18 protein-coding genes are annotated in these 20,104 nt (G+C 39.2%); 11 read left to right on the top strand and 7 right to left on the bottom strand.

Annotated features, from left to right (window positions below; genetic code table 11):
* Nucleotides 1-2: 2 nt before the first annotated feature.
* From JU82_RS08735 to JU82_RS12000, 4 genes are all read right to left on the bottom strand, one after another.
* On the bottom strand, nucleotides 3-1,775 hold the full coding sequence (locus tag JU82_RS08735; protein WP_037949495.1) for an ATP-binding protein: 1,773 nt from the start codon (nucleotides 1,773-1,775) through the stop codon (nucleotides 3-5).
* Complete coding sequence (locus JU82_RS08730) at nucleotides 1,768-3,042, bottom strand: SIR2 family protein (protein WP_037949493.1); 1,275 nt, start codon at nucleotides 3,040-3,042, stop codon at nucleotides 1,768-1,770. The genes JU82_RS08735 and JU82_RS08730 overlap by 8 nt, the downstream gene beginning before the upstream one ends.
* Before the next feature lie 168 nt (nucleotides 3,043-3,210).
* The gene (rmuC, locus tag JU82_RS12005) at nucleotides 3,211-5,091 is read right to left on the bottom strand and encodes a DNA recombination protein RmuC (RefSeq protein WP_294892680.1); all 1,881 of its coding nucleotides are present in this window, start codon (nucleotides 5,089-5,091) and stop codon (nucleotides 3,211-3,213) included.
* Between the two features lie 244 nt (nucleotides 5,092-5,335).
* Nucleotides 5,336-5,482 carry a hypothetical protein gene (locus JU82_RS12000; protein WP_294892678.1) on the bottom strand — a complete coding sequence of 49 codons (147 nt, stop codon included), beginning with the start codon at nucleotides 5,480-5,482 and terminating at the stop codon, nucleotides 5,336-5,338.
* 299 nt (nucleotides 5,483-5,781) lie between these two features.
* Here JU82_RS12000 and JU82_RS08715 point away from each other — a divergent pair, with 299 nt between their 5' ends.
* From JU82_RS08715 to JU82_RS08695, 5 genes are all read left to right on the top strand, one after another.
* Nucleotides 5,782-6,711, top strand: a complete 930-nt coding sequence (locus JU82_RS08715) for a WYL domain-containing protein (RefSeq protein WP_294892677.1) — start codon at nucleotides 5,782-5,784, stop codon at nucleotides 6,709-6,711.
* Nucleotides 6,712-6,943: 232 nt separating this feature from the next.
* Nucleotides 6,944-8,506 (top strand): type I restriction-modification system subunit M, encoded by a 1,563-nt coding sequence (locus tag JU82_RS08710; RefSeq protein ID WP_037949490.1) that lies wholly within the window; start codon nucleotides 6,944-6,946, stop codon nucleotides 8,504-8,506.
* A 9-nt stretch (nucleotides 8,507-8,515) separates the two neighbouring features.
* Nucleotides 8,516-9,709 (top strand): restriction endonuclease subunit S, encoded by a 1,194-nt coding sequence (locus JU82_RS08705; RefSeq protein WP_294892674.1) that lies wholly within the window; start codon nucleotides 8,516-8,518, stop codon nucleotides 9,707-9,709.
* A 25-nt stretch (nucleotides 9,710-9,734) separates the two neighbouring features.
* On the top strand, nucleotides 9,735-10,823 hold the full coding sequence (locus JU82_RS08700; protein ID WP_037949486.1) for a hypothetical protein: 1,089 nt from the start codon (nucleotides 9,735-9,737) through the stop codon (nucleotides 10,821-10,823).
* Nucleotides 10,820-13,645, top strand: coding sequence for a type I restriction endonuclease subunit R (locus JU82_RS08695; RefSeq protein WP_037949483.1), 2,826 nt, complete (start codon nucleotides 10,820-10,822; stop codon nucleotides 13,643-13,645). The genes JU82_RS08700 and JU82_RS08695 overlap by 4 nt, the downstream gene beginning before the upstream one ends.
* A 173-nt stretch (nucleotides 13,646-13,818) precedes the next feature.
* On the opposite strand, the gene JU82_RS08690 is transcribed toward JU82_RS08695, so the two are convergent.
* From JU82_RS08690 to JU82_RS08680, 3 genes are all read right to left on the bottom strand, one after another.
* Entirely contained in the window at nucleotides 13,819-14,073 is a 255-nt protein-coding gene (locus JU82_RS08690; RefSeq protein ID WP_037949481.1) for a hypothetical protein, read from the bottom strand.
* A gap of 121 nt (nucleotides 14,074-14,194) precedes the next feature.
* Nucleotides 14,195-14,779: a metallophosphoesterase gene (locus tag JU82_RS11995; RefSeq protein ID WP_294892672.1), complete on the bottom strand. Its 585-nt coding sequence runs from the start codon at nucleotides 14,777-14,779 to the stop codon at nucleotides 14,195-14,197.
* Nucleotides 14,776-15,651 carry a metallophosphoesterase gene (locus JU82_RS08680; RefSeq protein ID WP_294892670.1) on the bottom strand — a complete coding sequence of 292 codons (876 nt, stop codon included), beginning with the start codon at nucleotides 15,649-15,651 and terminating at the stop codon, nucleotides 14,776-14,778. Before JU82_RS08680 ends, JU82_RS11995 begins: the two co-directional genes overlap by 4 nt.
* 365 nt (nucleotides 15,652-16,016) lie before the next feature.
* On the opposite strand from JU82_RS08680, the gene JU82_RS08675 reads away from it, so the two are divergent.
* The 6 genes from JU82_RS08675 (at nucleotide 16,017) to JU82_RS08655 (ending at nucleotide 19,710) form a co-directional block, all read left to right on the top strand.
* Nucleotides 16,017-17,006, top strand: a complete 990-nt coding sequence (locus tag JU82_RS08675; RefSeq protein WP_037949478.1) for a hypothetical protein — start codon at nucleotides 16,017-16,019, stop codon at nucleotides 17,004-17,006.
* 111 nt (nucleotides 17,007-17,117) lie between these two features.
* Nucleotides 17,118-17,306 (top strand): AlpA family transcriptional regulator, encoded by a 189-nt coding sequence (locus JU82_RS11990; RefSeq protein WP_294892668.1) that lies wholly within the window; start codon nucleotides 17,118-17,120, stop codon nucleotides 17,304-17,306.
* Between the two features lie 68 nt (nucleotides 17,307-17,374).
* A complete protein-coding gene (locus JU82_RS08670) occupies nucleotides 17,375-17,665 on the top strand; it encodes a nucleotidyltransferase domain-containing protein (RefSeq protein ID WP_037949476.1) in 291 nt (96 codons plus the stop codon).
* On the top strand, nucleotides 17,658-18,041 hold the full coding sequence (locus JU82_RS08665; RefSeq protein ID WP_037949474.1) for a HepT-like ribonuclease domain-containing protein: 384 nt from the start codon (nucleotides 17,658-17,660) through the stop codon (nucleotides 18,039-18,041). The genes JU82_RS08670 and JU82_RS08665 overlap by 8 nt, the downstream gene beginning before the upstream one ends.
* Before the next feature lie 310 nt (nucleotides 18,042-18,351).
* Nucleotides 18,352-18,762 carry a hypothetical protein gene (locus tag JU82_RS08660; protein WP_037949473.1) on the top strand — a complete coding sequence of 137 codons (411 nt, stop codon included), beginning with the start codon at nucleotides 18,352-18,354 and terminating at the stop codon, nucleotides 18,760-18,762.
* Nucleotides 18,763-18,927: 165 nt separating this feature from the next.
* Nucleotides 18,928-19,710, top strand: a complete 783-nt coding sequence (locus tag JU82_RS08655) for a D-alanyl-D-alanine carboxypeptidase family protein (RefSeq protein ID WP_294892665.1) — start codon at nucleotides 18,928-18,930, stop codon at nucleotides 19,708-19,710.
* Nucleotides 19,711-20,104 lie beyond the last annotated feature (394 nt).

The raw sequence follows: 20,104 nt of genomic DNA, 5'->3' as shown, positions 1-20,104 counted from the left end.
ATTTATGAATTAAAATTTTGAGTTCGCCATGAAGCGATTGTTTTGCGATACTCGTCAATACTTGGGCTGTCTTTTTTCCATTGTTCAGTAACCAATGGGTCAGAACTTTTTGGAGCACTTGATGTTTTATAAAACTTTACTCTGGATGGTATTTTTACTGCTTCACCGGAGATCAAGCCTTCACCAGTACGCAGACTAGGTAATAAATCTACCATTGTTTGCAATTCATCCTGAACAGCTGATCGGATATGGCTACGATCTTTGGAGTTATTCATACGCAATGCGATTAGCGTCCCACATTGGCTTAAAACTGTTTCATCCAATTCTGAAGGCCTTTGAGTTATCAATAATAGTCCTACTCCATATTTACGGCCTTCTTTTGCAATAGTCTGGACGGTTCTAGAAGCGATTGAATTTTCACCGGCTTTCAGGTAATTATGAGCTTCTTCTAGTACTATTAGTAGAGGTTGCTGTTTTCCACCTGCAGCTGTATTTTGTCCCCAAAAGAGCGTATCATAAACAATTTTTAGCAATGTTCCTGATATGGAAACCATGATATCACTTGGAATACCTGAAAGATCCAAGATTGTAATTGGCTTTTCATCGCCAAGCCACCCATACAATAGTTCATCTAAATCTTTATTCACTTTACCGTCAAGATCAGGTCCCCATTCTCCAGGTTGAAACAAAAATCTATATCTAGTATCTTTCAACTTGATACGAATACCATCTAAAAAGTTCAATAGTCCTTTCGCCTTATTGTTGAGAAAAGGTGCACCACCACCTGGACTTGCAGGTGTGTATTCTGAAGACTTTAATAATGCGGCATCCCCAACTGCAACTAAACATTCCGTAACACGATCTTGCTGAAATGTTTTTCTTTCAAAATCATCTAGCTCAAACCACAATTGCTTAATACTAAAGGGGACTGGGCTGTCTGCCGTTATCATTTCAGGTTCAATTTCTAGAGTATTGATCGTCAAGCTTTCAATCTTTTTCTCAACAATTTTTTCTCGGAGATATTCACGTTGAGAGTCGGATAGATTTCCTGGAAAAATCTTAATTAATTCGTTAAAGGGAAGTGCCCAGTATGGGATATAGAGTTTATTATTTGATTGAGACTCATTTATTTGATAGACTTTGCTTTGTCCTTTAATGACTTCGCTGTATTCCCCATGCGGGTCAATCACTAAAATTCTTGAACTAATGAATTCTCGTTTGGCAATAGCCTCGAGCAATACAGACACTGTATTAGACTTTCCACTTCCTGTTGAACCAACTATTGCACAGTGTCTTGAAATAAATTTGTTCAAATCCAACTTGGCAGCAAGACTTTCAGAGACACTGATATTGCCTACCGTAATAGAGTCATCTTCTTTCAACCCGCCATAAATAATATCCAGATCATCAATCGTTACCAAATGAACTTTATCGTTAGTTGCAGGAAACTGTGTAATACCTCTCTCAAACTTTTTTCCTATTTGTTCACCTACAAGTACAAGACTAAGCCATTGGGTGTTTTTGGCATGTTCATAATCACTTGCATATACTTCTCTGAATGCTTCAGGTATGGCACTAGAACCAATTTGAGTAACAATTCCGTATAGGTTGGCATATCCAAGTGGAATCTTGAGAAATGAGCCTATTTGTCCCACTCTATAAACTACACCATCGATAATAGGCATATGGGATTTAATATTGTCAAACAACCGAATAGATATGGTGTTACCATTAATACTGTCAATTTCGCCTATCGTAGTCTGATGATTAACCATGTCTTGCCCATCCACCAATTTCATTTTCTGGCATAACTGAATCTAGAAAATTTACTAATTTTGTAAAATCTGGCAAGATAAATTCTCCTTTGCCAGTCCATGATTCTGTACCCGCTACATGTGCACCTATTTCTTGAGTATCATCAAAATCTTCATCAAAAAAGAAGTTAACCTGTACGGTATCATCTTTGTCAGGTTGATTTTTTAATTGCCATGCAGCATATTTACCTCCAATAACTGCACTTCTCATACCATAGACGGAAATCTTGCTATTTGCTGTAGCAAATTTATAAATAGGATGTTCGTCATTTAACGCAAATTTATATAATTCAGATGACGCACACCAATATTTGTCAAAAAGTAAGAATATTACATGAGATGTGGTATTGGAATTTAATGCCGCTTCAATCCTGGCATTAATATGTTCGTCACCAAATGAATATCCGCACACGATCAAGATTGAATCATTAGTTTTTAAAAAATTAGATATACGATCCATTAGACTTTCATATGGCTGTTTTTTTGAATCATTATACTTGAGCACTGATGGATAAATCAGAATATCATTACCATCACTATTTGTACGTATAATCTTTTGTGTTCCATCATCGATTTGCCAACCGAGTGAGCCATGTATTTTCCATAGTTTGGTTTGCTTTGGTAAGAAATTCATTTCTTCTACCGAACTGGAATTGAAAAACGGTCTAAAACTACCAGTAAAACCATCATAATATGGGACATTGCAATATTCAAGTCCAAGCTCAAATAAATAATCGTAATTTGTAGTAAATATTTCTACTGGATATTTACGATGAATTTGCCCAACCCATTTGGCAAAATCAGTTTGAACCATATGTGGTGCAATTTCTTGTGAAAATTCCGTGTGAACACTTATCTTTTTTCTAATTTCCTCTTTGAATGCTTCGATAAGGGTATTAAAACCTTCATGATCCAAGCCGTTGAGAGTGCCTTTACCAATAATTTGACGCTTTTGTTCCAGATTAGTCAAAATGGTCTCAATATTGAAATTGCTTCCAAGCTCTTCACTGATTTCTTCAAACAATGTTTTATAATTTTCATTCTCTTGAGACAAAACTTCAACAACATTGTTTGTTAATGGACCGATTGCTGGTACCGTTAAGGAATGTTCATTTTTTTTCGCCATTGAAGTTCCTGCTCCAAATAAAAAGCCTATACGTTTTTTATCTGAAATCAGTATTTGCTGAAGTCCTCTTATATACTCTGATGGGTCATGTGTTACTGGCATGCGGTCTCCTTGCTTAAAATCACAGTTCTATCACTCTCTCAAACATCTCTTTAATCTCCGTTTCATGAGAGATCAGAAATATCTGTCGATACGATTCGCTGATCATGTGAAACGCTTCCATGATCTGGATGTGCCGTTCTTTGTCTGCAATATCTGAATGGTAAAAAATTAATCAGCATCTGATGAAAGTGACTCAATCATAGACTCAGGCAGTAATTCAATTTCCATTTCTGCTTCATCAAAATCCTGAAATTCTATTTTAGAATCTTTCAGTGTCTTTGAGGTTCGTGCTCCAAGCCGTTTCAATTTTTCAACACGGCCCATCAAATTACCAGAGCCCTCTGTCAGTTGTTTATGTGCACTATCATATGTGCTTGTCACTGTTTGCAATTGTTTGCCTATCTTTCCGAAACTATCTGAAAAGCCAACCATTTTGTCATACAGCTTTCCTGCTTCGTCAAAAAGTTGTGATGCGAGTGTATTGGATTGCTCACTTTGCCAGTAAAGGTATATGGTTCTGAGAGAAACAGTTAATGTGGAAGGGTTGACTATTGCAATATGTTTTTTGAGCGCGTATTCATATAGTTGTGGATCTTGCTGTACGGCCATGGCAAAAGCACCTTCAATAGGAACGAACATAAAGACGTATTGCAATGTTCCTACTTTGTAATGAGCATAATCTTTGCTATCAAGTGTGTCTATATGGTTTTTAAATGAAGTAACGATTCCATTGGTTGCCAATAGCCGTTCTTCATCTGTTTCCGCATGTATATAGTTGTTATAATCATTGAGTGAGACTTTCGAGTCGATAATGATGGTTCGCTCTTGCGGTAGCTTTATGATCACGTCAGGGCGTTTAGTATTTCCTTCCTCATCTTTATAGCTTTCTTGTGTTTCATAGTGTACACCTTTGCGTAAACCGGAATATTCAAGTACGCTTTCAAGTATCATCTCTCCCCAGCTGCCTTGCATCTGTTTCTTGCCTTTAAGCGCTTTTGTAAGGCTTTCGGCTTCCTTACTGATATTCATACCTGCCTTGGTAACTTGCTCTATTTCTTTGGAAAGCTCGGCAAACTTTTTGGTACTGTTTTCCTGAGAGTCTTCGACCTTTTTCTTGAATGTATCAAGATTCTCTTTGAAAGGTTTTAGTAAGCCATCAAGTGATTTCATCGAAGTTTCATCGAATTTTTTGAGTTTACTATCAAGGTTTTGCTGCATGATTTCGTTGAGTTTTAGCTCAAGCTTTTTACTCTGTTCTTCAAAATCTTTTTTGAGTTTTTCGTTATTTTCTTGTTGAGCAGAAAGTTCTGCCTGAAATTTAGATTTTTCTGCTTTAAGATCGCTATTGTTTTCCTGCAAGGTTTCTACTTTTCCTTGAGCTAAAGTAAGATCATCTTTCAAGAGTTTCATTGATTGAAGTAACTCATTTTTACTTTCATTTAGGGCGTTTAAATCAGCTTGTAATACTGATTTTTGACTGGTTAAAGTGGTATTTTCTTCAAGTAAATTATCTATTTTCTTCTGAGCTGTTTTTAAGTCATCTTTGTGTGTATTAATCTCATTTTGCAAATCGCTATTTTTGCTGTTAAAGCGTTCAGTATCTTTTTGAAAACCAAGAGTTAACTGTTGTAATTCATGCTCTTTTTTATCAATATTGCTATTGGCTTGTTGCAACTGACTTTTTAGCGCTTCGATCGATTTATTTAACTCATTTTTTTCACTTTCGAGTTTAACAACTTGATTTTCCTTATCTGCTAGTTTTTTTGAAAGTTCAATTCGATCTTTTTCATTTTCAGCTATAGTCACATCTTTTTGAGATAAATAAGTTTTTTGTGTATCTATCGATCGTACAAAATCATTTTTTTCAATCTCTAAATTTTCTATTCTCTGCGTTAATAAAGGAACTTGAGCAGCTAAATCACGTTTTTGACTCAGTTCATTTTGTAGAGTTGCATCAGGTGAGCTTTGAATGCTTTTTCGCATCCAAATAACAGAGCCTATGATGACTATCGATAATACGATAACAGCGATGATAATTTCAAATTGCATATGTATCCTTTTTAAGTGTCAATACAGAAATATTATGACTTAGAAGTGGGTCAATATTAAAGTTCATGGAGCAAATTTTTCAGTGCGAATACCGGATTCATTGACGATCTCAAGATCGTTAAATCCCAGATGGGTGTCGGAGAAATGGAGAATCGTCAATGGTAGCCTTTACACTCTCAAATATGTTCAATAGGGTAATACCTCTTTGCTTAATATCACCATATTTAGTTATTTTTAGAGAATATTATGACATTTCAAGTGCATCGTAAAACACCTCAAACATAATTTCATCCACTGTATCCATCACCAAAGCGACCCTTCTCCCCAATTTTGTGTAGGTATCGAGCAGATAGACTTGATCACCGTGATGCGAATAGAGTGATGAAGTCATCTTGGATAGTCCCATTGCCTGATGAGATGAGCGTGAACGTTGTGCTTGTGCTCTTGCGGCGGTAGAGGAGAAATTTACATACATCGTTGAGCCTTTATCGAACGAGATCGATCGCTATTGATTTAAGCGATTGTGAAAATGTTTTAACTGAGTGTTTCTCATACATTTTTGCCCTTACCCAGATTGCCGCCATTGTACTGATGATCATTGATTCCATTGTCTGTCCCTTTTAGCGTTAAGTTTGATTGCAGTATGATGCAACATCGATTGGACAACATAGTGTCCGTTAAAGGAAAACGATGGGACAAATTCACGACTACGATAAGATCCTTACTCGATTGACTATTATCCTCCAACGTCTGTATGAGGGAGAGGTAGTATCAGTGCAGGATCTAGCCGCTGAATTCAACGTCTCGACTAAAACCATCCAACGTGATTTCAACCAACGTCTGATCCGCTTTCCGATAGAGAAACAGGGGAGTAAATGGAAGATGCAAGGGGGACATTCGCTCACCAAAGAGCGAACCCCCGAAGAGGCACTAGTACTGGAGATGTTGGGCAATATCGCTGAGGGGATCGGATCAGAGTTTGGGGTAAAAGCCAAATCACTCTTCTCCAAACTTCAAAACAACACCAAAAATCCCATTTACTCGAAAACCATTATCGAAGATATCTCCGATAAACTGGGACATTTCCATATCATTGAACAAGCCATCATGGAGAACAAGATGGTACGGTTCAACTACAACAATAAGCTCCGTCATGTCCATCCCTATAAGATCGTATCCTTTGAAGGATATTGGTATCTCTATGGTGAAGAGTTCATAGAGAGCAAACTAAAGACCTATTATTTCAAAGGGATCGATCATCTGGAGATCACCACAGAGAGATTCATTTCCAACGATGCCACCTATCGGATATTAGAGCGTGCTATCAACGCATGGTTCGAACCCGACAAGGAACCTTTCACCGTTGCTCTCAAAGCCTCACCCGATATTGCCAAATACTTCCATCGCCGACCTTTCGCCAGTACCCAGCGTATACTTAAAACCTTTGAGGATGGAAGCATGGAGATCGAAGTGCTTGCGACCTCTGAACGTGAGATCATGCAAGAGGTGAAAAAGTGGATGCCTGATCTTATTGTCACTTCTCCAAAGGCACTAGCACTCAAAGCCAAAGGGATTGCCGATAGTTTTTTAAATCGTCAAATCGAAGAGTTGATCGGGTAAACGGACACGACGGTGTCCAACCACCTCTTTACACTGTCATCATCAAAATGTTAAGGATGACAGATGAACTTCAAAACCGCTAAAGCACAAACTTCATGGATGAATAGAGTAAAAAGCTCAATGACGCAATAGGCGTTTTGTGCATTTTGAGGCACTCGCAGCCAATAATAATGGGATCCTTAACAAAGGAAGCTATAATACAAGTAATTAATATATATGGAAATAGGTTAGCATGGGCGAAGAGCAAAAGAAACTATTAGAACAACAACTTTGGAATATTGCAAACACTTTACGGGGTAAGATGGATGCGGATGAGTTCCGTGACTATATCCTCGGATTTATCTTTTACAAATACCTCTCTGAAAAGATGGAAGACTACGCCGATGACATTCTCAAAGAGGATGAAATAACTTATCTATCCATCGATGAAAATTCTACTGATGGTCAAGAATATCTCGAAGCTATCCGTGAAGAAGCCATTGAAAAACTGGGGTATTTCCTAAAACCTTCCGAACTCTTCACCCAAGTCGCCAAACGAGGGAATGGAGACAAAAACAACTTCATCCTCGAAGACCTGACTAAAATCCTTCGAAGTATCGAGTCCTCCACTATGGGGCATGATAGTGAGGACGATTTCGTTCATCTGTTTGAAGATTTAGATTTGACCTCGACCAAGCTCGGTAAAACCGAAGAGGCAAAAAATACTCTCATCGCCAAAGTCCTTTTTCACCTCGACCAAATCAACTTTGAGCTTAAAAACCACGACCGTGACGTCCTCGGTGATGCGTATGAATATCTCATCGCTCAGTTCGCCGCAGGGGCAGGGAAAAAAGCGGGAGAGTTCTATACTCCGCAACAAGTCTCGAAAGTCCTCGCTAAAATCGTCACCAACGGCAAAAGTAAGCTCAAATCAGTCTATGACCCGACGTGTGGCTCGGGTTCATTGCTGTTACGTGTCGCCAAAGAGGTTCAGGATGTCAGCAACTTCTACGGTCAGGAACTCAACCGCACCACCTACAACCTCGCCCGTATGAACATGATTATGCACGATGTCCATTATCGTAAATTCGACATCAAGCAAGAAGACACGTTAGAACACCCTCAACACATCGATGAGCGGTTCGAAGCGATTGTCGCCAATCCTCCGTTCTCTGCTAACTGGTCGGCGAATCCTCTGCATATGAGTGATGACAGATTCAGTCAATACGGTGTTCTTGCACCATCGAGCAAAGCCGATTTCGCTTTTGTTCAACACATGATTCATCATTTGGACGAGAACGGAACGATGGCGATTGTCTTGCCTCACGGGGTATTGTTCCGTGGCTCATCTGAGGGGACGATTAGAAAATACCTAATCGAGAACAAAAATTACCTCGATGCGGTTATCGGACTCCCTGCCAATGTCTTTTACGGCACCTCAATACCTACGTGTATCTTGGTATTCAAAAAATGCCGTGAGGACAGTGAACACGTCCTCTTTATCGATGCGTCCAATGAGTTCGAAAAAGTCAAAAATCAAAACCTCCTTACCGATGAGAATGTCGAGAAGATTGTCACCACCTACAAAAACCGAAGCGAAATCGAGAAATACTCCCACCTTGCACCGCTTTCCGAAATCGCAGAAAATGACTACAACCTCAATATCCCCCGTTATGTCGATACGTTTGAGGAAGAGGAGGCTATCGATTTGGATGCGGTTGCCCGTGAGCTTCGGGACATCGATACACAGATGAAAACGACCGATGCGACGATAGCGGCGTTTTGTGTTGAACTCGGTATTTCGGCACCGTTCTAAGGGATGAAGATGAACAGAATGCCAAAATTACGATTTAAAGAGTATAGTGGGGAGTGGGAAGAACATGAATTAGGGGATATTGCGAAATTTTCCAAAGGAAAAGGTATAGCGAAGTTCGATATTCATGAAGATGGTGCAATAGAGTGTATCCGATATGGTGAATTATATACACACTACAACGAAACTATTAACAATATCGTTTCAAGAACTAATCTAAATTCAAAAGAGTTAGTTTTAAGTCAATACAATGACATTATTATCCCAGCTTCTGGAGAATCACAGATTGATATTGCAACAGCTTCATGTGTTTTAAAAGATGGTGTTGCTCTTGGTGGCGATTTAAACATAATTAAAACGAAACAGAATGGTGTATTTTTATCGTATTATTTAAACAATAAAAAGAAACTTGATATCGCAAAGTTAGCGCAGGGAATTTCTGTTGTACATTTGTATTCTTCACAGCTCAGAACACTGACGTTAAATTTGCCAAATGATGACGAACAACAAAAAATCGCCTCTTTCCTCTCCGCCGTCGATTCGAAAATCGACCGCCTCACCCGTAAAAAAGAACTCCTCGAACAGTATAAAAAAGGGGTAATGCAGAAGATTTTTTCGCAAGAGCTACGCTTCAAGGCTGACGATGGAAGCGAGTTTTCTGAATGGGAAGAGAAGAATGGAAATCTTCTGTTCGAGAGCATTTCAAATAAAGACCATAACTCAGATTTGCCAATTCTTGCGATTACCCAAGAACACGGTGCAATTCCAAGAGATATGATTGATTATCAAGTTTCTGTAACCGATAAGAGTGTTGAAACCTATAAAATTGTAGAGATCGGCGATTTCGTCATAAGCCTTCGTTCGTTTCAAGGAGGTATCGAATACTCAAATTATAAAGGTATTTGCAGCCCTGCATATGTCATTCTCCGTAAGCGTATAGAGCTTAATAACCAATTTTACAAACACTACTTTAAAACAGAGAAATACATCAAATTGATGAATAAAAATATTGAAGGTATTCGGGATGGTAAGATGATTAGCTACAAGCAGTTCTCAGATATTTTATTACCTTTGCCATCTCATGAAGAACAAACCAAAATTGCCAATTTCCTCTCCGCTATCGATACCAAAATTGACCTCGTAGCGAAACAGCTTGACGAAGTCAAAAACTTCAAAAAAGGTCTGCTTCAGCAGATGTTTGTGTGAAAAAATGCTCTTAATGGATGGAAACATGACAAACATCGTAAATGACGTTCATTCGTTCGTCAATGAGAGCAAATTTTGGTTTCCTTTGTTACATTCACTTCTATCGGCATTGATATTTTGGATTGTCTTTTCTGTATATCCTCAGCAAAAACGTAAAAATCAGATTCGTCCTATTGTTGAATATGATTTATACTGTATTCAAAATGCTCTTTTTTCAATTTTTGATTTACTTTTTCGAAGTAGTATGCACAGCCCGTCTCAGTTCCAATCAGAAATTCGAAGTGGAAAACTGGACAAAAAAGATTTTTATATCGCTTTACAAAATAAGTGTATGAATGCAACTTATCTGTATCCAGATCAAATTAAAAATTCCTATTTAATAATCGGAGAAGAGTTGTTGTTACGATATGAGAGTATCTATAAACTCATAGACAAAGTGACAAATTACAACGAATATGCGAATACCGATGAACTGCTTTTGCTTGAACAAATTCGGACTAATCTAAAAATGTATGAATTAAATGAAAAGAGAATATCAAGTAGCTCAATAACTATCGTTAATGGTCAAAAGTTGCAGGCAGTTGTTTCGAATTTAGGATACATGCATCAGTCCATGCATGATTTATATAAGTTGTATATGGAATTGCAAAAAATAATCTTTTTAGAATCAAAATATCAGAATAGAGATTTGTTGATACACAAAGTCCAATTTTTATATTACAGTAGCCAATACAACAAATGCCAAAAAACTATAAAAAAATGGATGACTAATTATCCTGATACCGAATCACTTTTATCCTATTACAGCCTCTTATGTGATTTCAAGCTCAGAAAGAACAATTATGACAAGGTGAAAAGTGTTTTAGAAAAAAAATACTATAACGGTTCCCTTGTATCATCAAGAGACTTATTGAAAGAATTGGTAGAAGATGAAACTGTACGCTCGATAATGGAATCTTTGTACCCCAAAGAAGAGATTGATTCGATGCATCAAGTGATGCTGAAAGAGGATATTCAAAAAAAAGCTTTTTTAGACACGAATAACGCAATCGCAGATTTCTTTGAAGAACGGGATACTCGCTTTAAAAATATTCGACAGCAGGAAAATAGATGAGCACCCAATCCGAAGCCATCCTCGAAGACAATCTCCTCAAACAACTTGTCTCGTTAGGCTATGAAAAAGTCCTCATCCGTGATGAGTCAGAGCTTCTCGCCAATCTCAAAAAACAATTAGAGCGGCACAATAAAACGACCCTCGATGAGGTCGAGTTCGCCCGTATCCTCAACCACCTGAACAAGGGAAATGTCTTCGAGAAAGCGAAAATCCTCCGTGACAAATACGCCCTTACACGCGCGGACGGCACGACCAAATACATCGAATTTATCGACACCGAACATTGGTGCCAAAACCTCTTTCAGGTGACTCACCAAGTCACCATCGAGGGGAGCTACAAAAACCGCTACGATGTGACGATTCTCATCAACGGTTTGCCATTGGTGCAAATCGAGCTCAAACGCAGAGGACTGGAACTCAAAGAGGCGTTTAACCAAATCAACCGCTATCAGCGTCACTCCTACGGTGCCAACAGTGCACTATTCCACTATGTCCAAATCTTTGTCATCTCCAATGGAGTGAACACTAAATACTACGCCAACAACCGTAAGCAGTCGTTCAAGCAGACGTTCTTTTGGGCAGATCGTGAGAACAGCAATATCACGAACCTCAATGAGTTCACCGATGTCTTTTTGGAACCGTGTCATATCTCGAAAATGATTTGTAAATACGTGGTATTGGCAGAAGTGACGAAGACGCTGATGATTCTGCGCCCGTATCAATACCATGCAACCGAAGCGATTATCGAAAGAGTCGTCAATACCAATAAGAACGGTTATATTTGGCACACGACAGGTTCAGGAAAAACCCTCACATCGTTCAAGACCGCTCAAATCCTGATGAAACTCCCCAATGTCCACAAAGTCGTCTTCGTGGTAGATAGAAAAGACCTCGACTACCAAACCACCAAAGAGTTCAATAGTTTTTCTCAGGGGAGTGTGGACGGCACCGATAACACCGCTTCGCTCGTCAAACAGTTTAATGACGATACTCGTCTAATTGTCACCACCATCCAAAAGCTCAACACCGCTATCAACAAGCAACGCTATTTGGAAAAGATGGAAAATTTACGGGATAAACACATCGTCTTTATCTTCGATGAGTGTCACCGCAGCCAATTTGGGGAAACCCATCTGAACATCACGAAGTTTTTCAATAACTATCAGATGATAGGATTCACGGGAACGCCGATATTTGCGGATAACGCTACGGGGAACAAATTCGGCAAGCGCACCACCAAAGAGCTATTCGATGAGTGTCTGCATAAATACGTCATCACCGATGCGATAGCGGATGATAACGTTCTCAAATTCTCGGTCGAGTATGTAGGGCGCTACAAAGAGCGTGAGGGTAGCCAAAACAACCTCGATATCGAAGTCGAAGACATTGATACCAAAGAACTTCTCGAATCGCCTGAGCGGTTAGAAAAGATAACTGAATATATCATCGCTAATCACGGTCGAAAAACTCATTCCAAAGAGTTCACGGCAATGATGTGCGTCAGTAGTGTCGATGTATTAACCAAATACTACGACCTCTTTCAATCGAAGCAGCACGGATTGAAAATAGCTACGATATTCTCTTACAGTACCAACGAGGATGATAAAGACGCTAACGGTTTGGATGCACTCGATGAAAGTGACGGGGCGCACGTCGATGAAGAACACATCAACAAGCACAGCCGTGACAAGCTTGAAGAGTATATCGGTCATTACAACACGATGTTCGGTACCAATTTCACGACCAGAGATACCCAAAGTTTTTATAATTACTACAACGATATTTCCAAACGGGTGAAGCTCAAAGAGATTGATATTCTCCTCGTGGTCAATATGTTCCTCACGGGTTTCGACTCAAAAACGCTCAATACCCTCTATGTGGACAAGAACCTCAAATACCACGGATTGATTCAGGCGTTCTCACGAACCAACCGTATTCTCAACGAGCAAAAATCCCAAGGGAATATCCTCTGTTTCCGCAACTTGAAAAAAGCGACTGATGATGCCATCGCTTTGTTCTCGAACAAAAATGCCAAAGAGATTATTTTGATGAAGTCGTATGAGGAGTATGTCGAGAAATTTGTCGAAGCCCTCAAAAAGCTCAAAGAGATTGCGCCGACCATCGACAGCGTAAATGATCTCTACGATGAAGAGTCCAAACTCGAATTCGTCAAAGCGTTTAGGGAACTTATGCGGATTAAAAACATCCTCGGAAGTTTTGCTGATTTCAGCTTCGCAGATTTGGGAATTGTCGAACAGGAGTTTGAAGACTACAAGAGCAAATACCTCGATATCCACGATACTATCGGCAAAGGGGAAGGGAAAGAAAAAGTCTCCATCCTCGAAGATGTGGACTTTGAACTCGAACTCATCCACAAAGATGAAATCAACGTCATCTATATCCTCAAACTCTTGGCACAGCTTAAAGATGCCAACGAGACGGAGCACCAAAAACAGCGTCAGAATATCGTTAATATCATCAACGGCAATGCACAGCTTAGAAGCAAACGAGAACTTATTGAGCGGTTTATCGATGGTCACCTGATGAGCCTCGAAGATGTCGATACCGTGGATGATGCGTTTGAGAAGTTTTGGGATGAAGAGAAAATCAAAGCGTTTGATGCTCTATGCGAAGAAGAAAACCTAAACAAAGAAGAGGTTAAAAAGGTGGTCGATACCTACCTCTATGACGAGCGACAGCCTCTGAGTGACGATATCGCCAACACGCTCAACGTCAAGCCAAAACTCTTGGAACGCCGAAAAGTGGTGCCGAGGGTTTTGGATAAAATAATGGGGTTTGTTGAGAAGTTTTATGATCGCTAACTGATTACATACTTTCCCAATTCGGAATGTTTATACGAAAAGACTCAATATAAATATGATATTTTTTGAGTTCACCATAATCGTTCGCTACAGATAACGTAGCCAGTACAAATAAGACTTTTCTAATTCTTCTTTGCTTTCGGGAAAAATATTTGTTATTTTCAGAATTGTCGTTAAGGCTTTTCCCAATGGGGGATATTGAGGCGGAGAGATTCAACATAAATGAAGCTTTTTTCAAGTTCTCCAAGATTGTTATCGTTAAACAATATGTCCATGACAAATGTTACTTTTTCTACTTCTTCAAGGATCTCTTCTTTTTTTTCAGGGAAGAGTTTGGCTTTTTCCAAATCAACCATAATGTCGTCAACCGATTTTTTTAATCTGTTCATCATTTCTTGAACTTCTGGCACAATGTATCTGTCTTGCATGATATGTCCTTTTTTACTCAATCATAGTGTTTGTATGAGACTCTATAGAAAAATATGGCAATTTGTAAAGAGCAGGTATAAACTCTTTAATGATTCATTAAATAGAGTATTAACCAAAACATTAAATTTCTAATGACATTTTTTTGTTGAGCAGTTTGCCTAATTTAATCGGAGTATACTCAATTGCTTCGACACTCGCATTAATACAAAACTTCTCATTAAGTTGCATCGAATGGATATGACCGTGGATATTGATATCACAGTGCTCTCTGTAAAATACGTTGGATAGATAGCGCCAATGGGTATCATCAAAGCCATCGCTCACGATCGGATAGTGACTGAATAGAATCCGGACTTCATCCACATCGGCGATATGATAAGCCGGCTCTCCTTTGGCCGGAAAGTCGATCACTCCCGCGAAACCGTTATCAAGATACGTCTGTGCACTCTTGTCATGATTACCTCGAAGGAGGTATTTGATGCCGTTGAGTTTTGTAGCCCATGTGCGGACCGCTTCGCTCTTGAAAGCGAAGTCTCCAAGGTGTAAGACGATATCGTCTTTGCCTACGGTTTGATTCCACAGCTCTACCATCCGCTCATCAGGATGATCACCGAGAACGATTTTACGGTTTGGTTCGTATTCCAAGATGTTCGCATGGGCGAAGTGGGTATCGGCGATGATGAATGTTTCTTTATTAATTGTCATAAATTTGCTCTATCGGTATTCGGATAAATCTCAAGACGTTTGTCTTGCAAGCCATTTTTAATTGCTTCGTTACGATACCCGAGCTGATTGGCGACCATCCGCACGCCGTGTACTTCGACATCCTGATTGCTGTGGCTATGACCGTAAACCCATGTATGAGCTGTGGTCTTTTTGAGATACTTCTCTCCATGGAATGTAAAATAGCCGGTCGCTTTATCATTTCGATACATCTTATCTACATGTTCGGGATTGATAGATGGCATGACATGGGTAATCATTACGTCACACTGTTGATAGACCGCTTCGATTTTTGGTTTCTCGATATCCCAGAGTTCATCGAAGCGTTTGATGTTGGGCATATGGTGTGCATCGTTCATCGTATGCTTCCATAGGCTCTGAACGTGATCCAATCCATACTCGTAGTGGGGATTGAGATGATGCAGTACGTATTGCCCGTCATACCACGAATCACATCCTCCGAATCGAACGCCTTCAATCTCGACAACGTTACCGTCCAGACAATAAACTCCGTCAATCTCATTAAGTAGATCCCGCATCTCCTGAGCTCGTTTAAACGAGTCATTGTCATAGTGTGCCGCAATCTTGGAATTGATCAGATAATAGTCGTGATTCCCCAAGACACAGATGATATGTTCGAAGTAGAGTTTATGCAGCAGTTTGACGATCGTAATATTCTGATTGTTGTCATGCCCGAGGTCGCCAGCGACAATCAATACATCGGCTGGTTCCATTCTGTTTGGAGTAAAGATCGGATCGAAGAGTTTGCGTACCATTGCCTCGGTGACACCCGATGATGGGAAATGAGAATCAAAGTGCAGATCTGAGAGGATGGATACGGATAAAGGGCTCATGGTAAAAAGGTATTGTTCTCTTAGATTTATATAGTTCTGATGATTATAACATGTACAAAAAAATTGGAATGATTTCTATTGTATTTTGAAATTTTCTGATTGCTCGCTTTGTATAAATATATATACTCACTACAGACAAACAGATGGCTGTTCAGCAAATTCTTTTCTATTACATATAAGACATTATAAGTGACATGTCTTTATACATAGTAATTATTGGTATTATATAATATTAAAGTATAAAAAAAGGAAAAATACATAAAAAAATAGAATCTGATTTTTTTTTATTTTGACGAATTCCATTTTGCTAAGATGCTCTACAAGGATATCTAAATATCCATCTTATCAAATGAGGAGAAATCAAAATGAATGTTAGCTGTGCCCTTAGAGTGCGAAAATTACGCGGAAATGAAGTTAGTATTGCTATTGCCCATAATGCCAGAAAACAATCTGATGTTGGAACAATGGCATATCCAAAGACTTCAGATCCAAATCGAGTTTATTTGAATAGAGGTTACGCTGGTAAGAATTTTAATGATATAACCAATGAAAAAGATCTTCTAATCATTTTGCGTCAAGAATTTTTGCATGCAAAATCAAATGGATTGTTGCCCGTAAATGCAAGGTTTCCCAAAAAGAATGGTAAGTACAGAAAAAAGGATGGGACCTTACAGGAGATACCTACTTCTTTTATGCGGGAAATTATTCTGCAAATAGGAGGAGAAGGACAAGTTACATTAGATGATAAGGTCTATCTTGAAATCGCAAAGTTTTTTGCGAATCTACTTAAAAACTCGTTAGTGCACATCGATATACATCGTGATGAGACATCTGAGCATATGCACGTTTTAATGACACACTGGTCTTTTTCACTTAACAGGTTTCATAATTGGTTTGAAAAGACAAATAGTTTTCAGATACTACAAGATGAGACGAACAGATTTGTGAAAAAGCTTCTTGTACCATATGGTCTCAATGTCATTCCTCACAACGAAAAAGCAGTGACTGGGGATGTCCATATTCCGCACAAGCTGTACAAACGCTTTCTTGAACCGCTAAATCATGAAATCGAAAACAAAAAAAAGCAACTGGAAGATCTTGAAAATTCACTGTTCGAACGTAAAAAGATCGAAGAACAATTAAAAGAGATTTTGAACGAAAAGTTGATCATAAACAAGCAGAAATTGGATTCCAACCTCGCAAAGACACCTTTCAAGGATAGTTTATTGGCAGAGTATGCCAGAGAAATTCAAAAATTCAATATCGCCGCAGCCATTGCTTTTTTAGAAACAACTATAGAAAACGATCATGTTGAGAAGGAACTAAATAATGGTTATATACAAATCAAAAGATAAGGAGTCGATAGTGCTCAGCCTGGCAGCATATGCAAATATCGACATTCTGTATTTTACCGAAAAAATATTTTTCTATTTTTTTAAATATTCTAATTGAAAAGGAAGCTTATCATGCATGAAGATAGACTGATTCGATTACCGGAAGTAATGCGTTTAATTGGCATACAACGATCCACAGTGTGGGCTTGGGTGAAACAGGGAAGGCTACCGAAGCCACGAAAGCTTTCTCCAAAGCTATCAGTATGGCAATATTCAGAAATCGTGGCTTATATGAATGGTTCATGGACAGCACATGAATGATCAAATACGATGAATATATTCAGGTGTTTGCCGAATATGGTAGAATGACATAAATAAAAGGAGATCTGATGCGAAAAGATGAAGCACTTGATATTTTGAAGCAATTTAAAATGAATTTTGCAGATAAATTCGGTATTGTTCGCATTGGTTTATTTGGTTCGACCGTTCGAAATGAAGCAAAGAATGATAGTGACATAGATGTGGTAGTTGAAACAAAAACTCCTGATATGTTTGCTATCGTTCATGCTAAACAGGCATTGGAAAATCTTTTTCATTCGAACGTAGATGTCATCAGATATCGAGAAAAGATGAATCCATATTTAAAACAAAATATTGAGAAAGAGGCTGTATTTGTCTAAACAAGAACAGGTTCAGATCATTTTACAGCAGATCAATGAAGCATTGCAAACCATTCTAAAACGTTTTGAACCTGTAAAAAATGTTGATTATTTCACTGATTCCCCAGAAGGGAAAGAAAAACTCGATGGTATCTGCATGCAGTTGATAGCGATCGGTGAAAGTCTCAAAAAAATCGACAAGCTTACCGATAAAAAATTGCTTCAAGAATATTCAGACATTGATTGGACGGGTGCAAAAGGAGTGCGGGATATTATTTCGCATCATTATTTTGATATCGATGCGGAAGAGATCTATTGGATTTGTGAACAACAAATCGGTCCGATGCAGCTAACTGTTGAAAAAATGATTGAAAATTTAAATAAAGATGTTCAATAAGTTCCTTATTTTTTATGGATTTTTTGTATTAAAAGAGGCTTTTTTGGACGGACTCACAATGCCCCTAAAATAAACTATGGGCAAATATAGGGATAGTTTTAGGGATATAAATTAATAAAAATATTGATAAAAAACCTGAACTATGGCCTTTTCGAGTCCGCCCACTGGTACCACTCCTTTTAAAAAATCCATAACAAATTATTGATAGAATATCACCATAACAAGAACGTATGCACCGAATTTGGAAAAACAATTTTTGTTCTTCTGCAACTTTTGCATTTTTCGGCCAATCAACGACAAGGTTTATGAATTGAGTATCTATGCATTGCAATCCCCGGCAGGCGGTTTTTTGGATGAAGATTTAAGGCAGTTCAACAAAACTTTCGACGACTGGTGCGTGCAGTTTGATAATTACGACGATGCGGTACTGATCGCGAGCACCCTTGATAAAGCCCTGTATGCCGAGGTTGTGGAGATCACTCCGCTGAGCTATCCGAAATATTTTTTCCACAATTTGCAGGGGATCATCCATGCGACGCGGGAAGTGGACGGAAACATCGTCTGCATCGTCGAACCCTATACCGGCTCTTACTTTCGCATCGCGGTATGCAATTTGAAGACGAAAAGCGTGAAATTGACCCCTTCGCGTTACAAAAGCACGATGAGCGTCGAAGGGGCGTTTGCGAATTTTAAAAGCAAAGAGAGTGAGGATTATGCATAGCCAAAGGCAAATTTCCTAAAAACAGACGCTTTTTTATCCATAGTTTACGTTTTTTATGGAATCATAGGGCTTTTAAACACTATGAAAAATGAATAATCCTTTAGAAAGTTGTCTTATTTGATGTATCGATATTTCGCCCTAATATGTTTTTTCCTCGCTTTTTCTTTGAATGCCCAAATCAATAATGACGAACTCGACAAACTCAACGTCGAAGCCTTGCTGGTTAAAGACTTGAACGCCAATGCCATGGTCTATTCCAAAGAAGCATACAAAGAAGTCAAACCCGCCAGTCTGACCAAGATCATGACCGCCATGCTGGCGATTGAGCAGGGGTATCTGTACCGTCCTGTCGTCATCACTGCCGAAATGATTCGAGTGGAACCGACAAAAGCGGGATACAAAGAAGGGGATATCGTCATCCTTGAGGATTTGATCAAAGCGGCCATGATCGAATCGGACAATGACGCGGCAATGGCAATCGCCATCGCCGTCGGCGGAAATGTCACTACGTTTGTCGAGATGATGAACGCAAAAGCGCGGCAGATCGGGATGAGCAATACGCTCTTCACCAACCCGTGCGGCTATGATATCGGCAATCATCACTCTACGCCGATAGACCTGCTTCAGCTGGCTGAATACGCGATCAAAAACCCTTATTTCAACGATATTACCCGACTCAATCAGCATGCGTATAATGAAATTTTATCGGGTAGAAAATTTGTGGCTAAAACCCATAACCATCTTTTGAATCGGTATGAGTATGCCGTAGGTGTGAAAACAGGATATACGTCCAAAGCCGGCCCTTGCCTGATCGCCCGCGCGAAAAAAGAAGGAAAGGACTGTCTCATTATTATGCTTAACTCGAAAGAAAACCGCTGGACAGTCGCCCGGCAGATCTTCGAACAAGTCTTTTTGCAGCCGATCGATACCTTTTCAGATAAGGTATAGACCTTTATTCCACGCATCCAAACGTGATGTTTGTAATGCGGTATTCCTTGTAGCCTCTACTGCGGATTCGAAAGAATCGTTTGAGTAAACGGATCATCATGCGTACCTTTCATCCAAAGAGTATTCTCCAGGATCGTTAACAGCACTTGCTCATGAATGAAAGTGAGCGTTTCACGGATCACTTCGCCGGAATGAATTTGGAAAACAAGAACAGTATGCCGACACTCGCATGAGAGTTTTATAAGCATTCGATCGCGCTTTTTCTTCTTCAGTTTTCTTTTGGACTAAAGGGGCGTCGGCTAGAGGAAAGGCAACGCACGGTAGAGCTTGAGTCCGATCGATTTTTTAAGAGAGAGCGCGAGGGGATTTCGTTTGGTCATCGCAAACAGCGTCG

It is taken from the genome of Sulfuricurvum sp. MLSB (assembly GCF_000747095.1).
Lineage (GTDB): Bacteria > Campylobacterota > Campylobacteria > Campylobacterales > Sulfurimonadaceae > Sulfuricurvum.
The sequence above is the reverse complement of the archived record's forward strand: the minus strand, read 5'-3'. Positions and strand labels throughout refer to the sequence as shown.

Excerpts from the sequence above, each read along its gene's own strand:
- JU82_RS08710 (WP_037949490.1), top strand. The coding sequence starts at position 6,944 with ATGGGCGAAGAGCAAAAGAAACTATTAGAACAACAACTTTGGAATATT.
- JU82_RS08690 (WP_037949481.1), bottom strand. The coding sequence starts at position 14,073 with ATGCAAGACAGATACATTGTGCCAGAAGTTCAAGAAATGATGAACAGA.
- JU82_RS08715 (WP_294892677.1), top strand. The coding sequence starts at position 5,782 with ATGGGACAAATTCACGACTACGATAAGATCCTTACTCGATTGACTATT.
- JU82_RS11990 (WP_294892668.1), top strand. The coding sequence starts at position 17,118 with ATGCATGAAGATAGACTGATTCGATTACCGGAAGTAATGCGTTTAATT.
- JU82_RS08680 (WP_294892670.1), bottom strand. The coding sequence starts at position 15,651 with ATGAGCCCTTTATCCGTATCCATCCTCTCAGATCTGCACTTTGATTCT.
- JU82_RS08730 (WP_037949493.1), bottom strand. The coding sequence starts at position 3,042 with ATGCCAGTAACACATGACCCATCAGAGTATATAAGAGGACTTCAGCAA.
- rmuC (WP_294892680.1), bottom strand. The coding sequence starts at position 5,091 with ATGCAATTTGAAATTATCATCGCTGTTATCGTATTATCGATAGTCATC.
- JU82_RS08700 (WP_037949486.1), top strand. The coding sequence starts at position 9,735 with ATGACAAACATCGTAAATGACGTTCATTCGTTCGTCAATGAGAGCAAA.
- JU82_RS12000 (WP_294892678.1), bottom strand. The coding sequence starts at position 5,482 with ATGACTTCATCACTCTATTCGCATCACGGTGATCAAGTCTATCTGCTC.
- JU82_RS08735 (WP_037949495.1), bottom strand. The coding sequence starts at position 1,775 with ATGGTTAATCATCAGACTACGATAGGCGAAATTGACAGTATTAATGGT.
- JU82_RS08695 (WP_037949483.1), top strand. The coding sequence starts at position 10,820 with ATGAGCACCCAATCCGAAGCCATCCTCGAAGACAATCTCCTCAAACAA.
- JU82_RS08675 (WP_037949478.1), top strand. The coding sequence starts at position 16,017 with ATGAATGTTAGCTGTGCCCTTAGAGTGCGAAAATTACGCGGAAATGAA.
- JU82_RS08670 (WP_037949476.1), top strand. The coding sequence starts at position 17,375 with ATGCGAAAAGATGAAGCACTTGATATTTTGAAGCAATTTAAAATGAAT.
- JU82_RS11995 (WP_294892672.1), bottom strand. The coding sequence starts at position 14,779 with ATGACAATTAATAAAGAAACATTCATCATCGCCGATACCCACTTCGCC.
- JU82_RS08705 (WP_294892674.1), top strand. The coding sequence starts at position 8,516 with ATGAACAGAATGCCAAAATTACGATTTAAAGAGTATAGTGGGGAGTGG.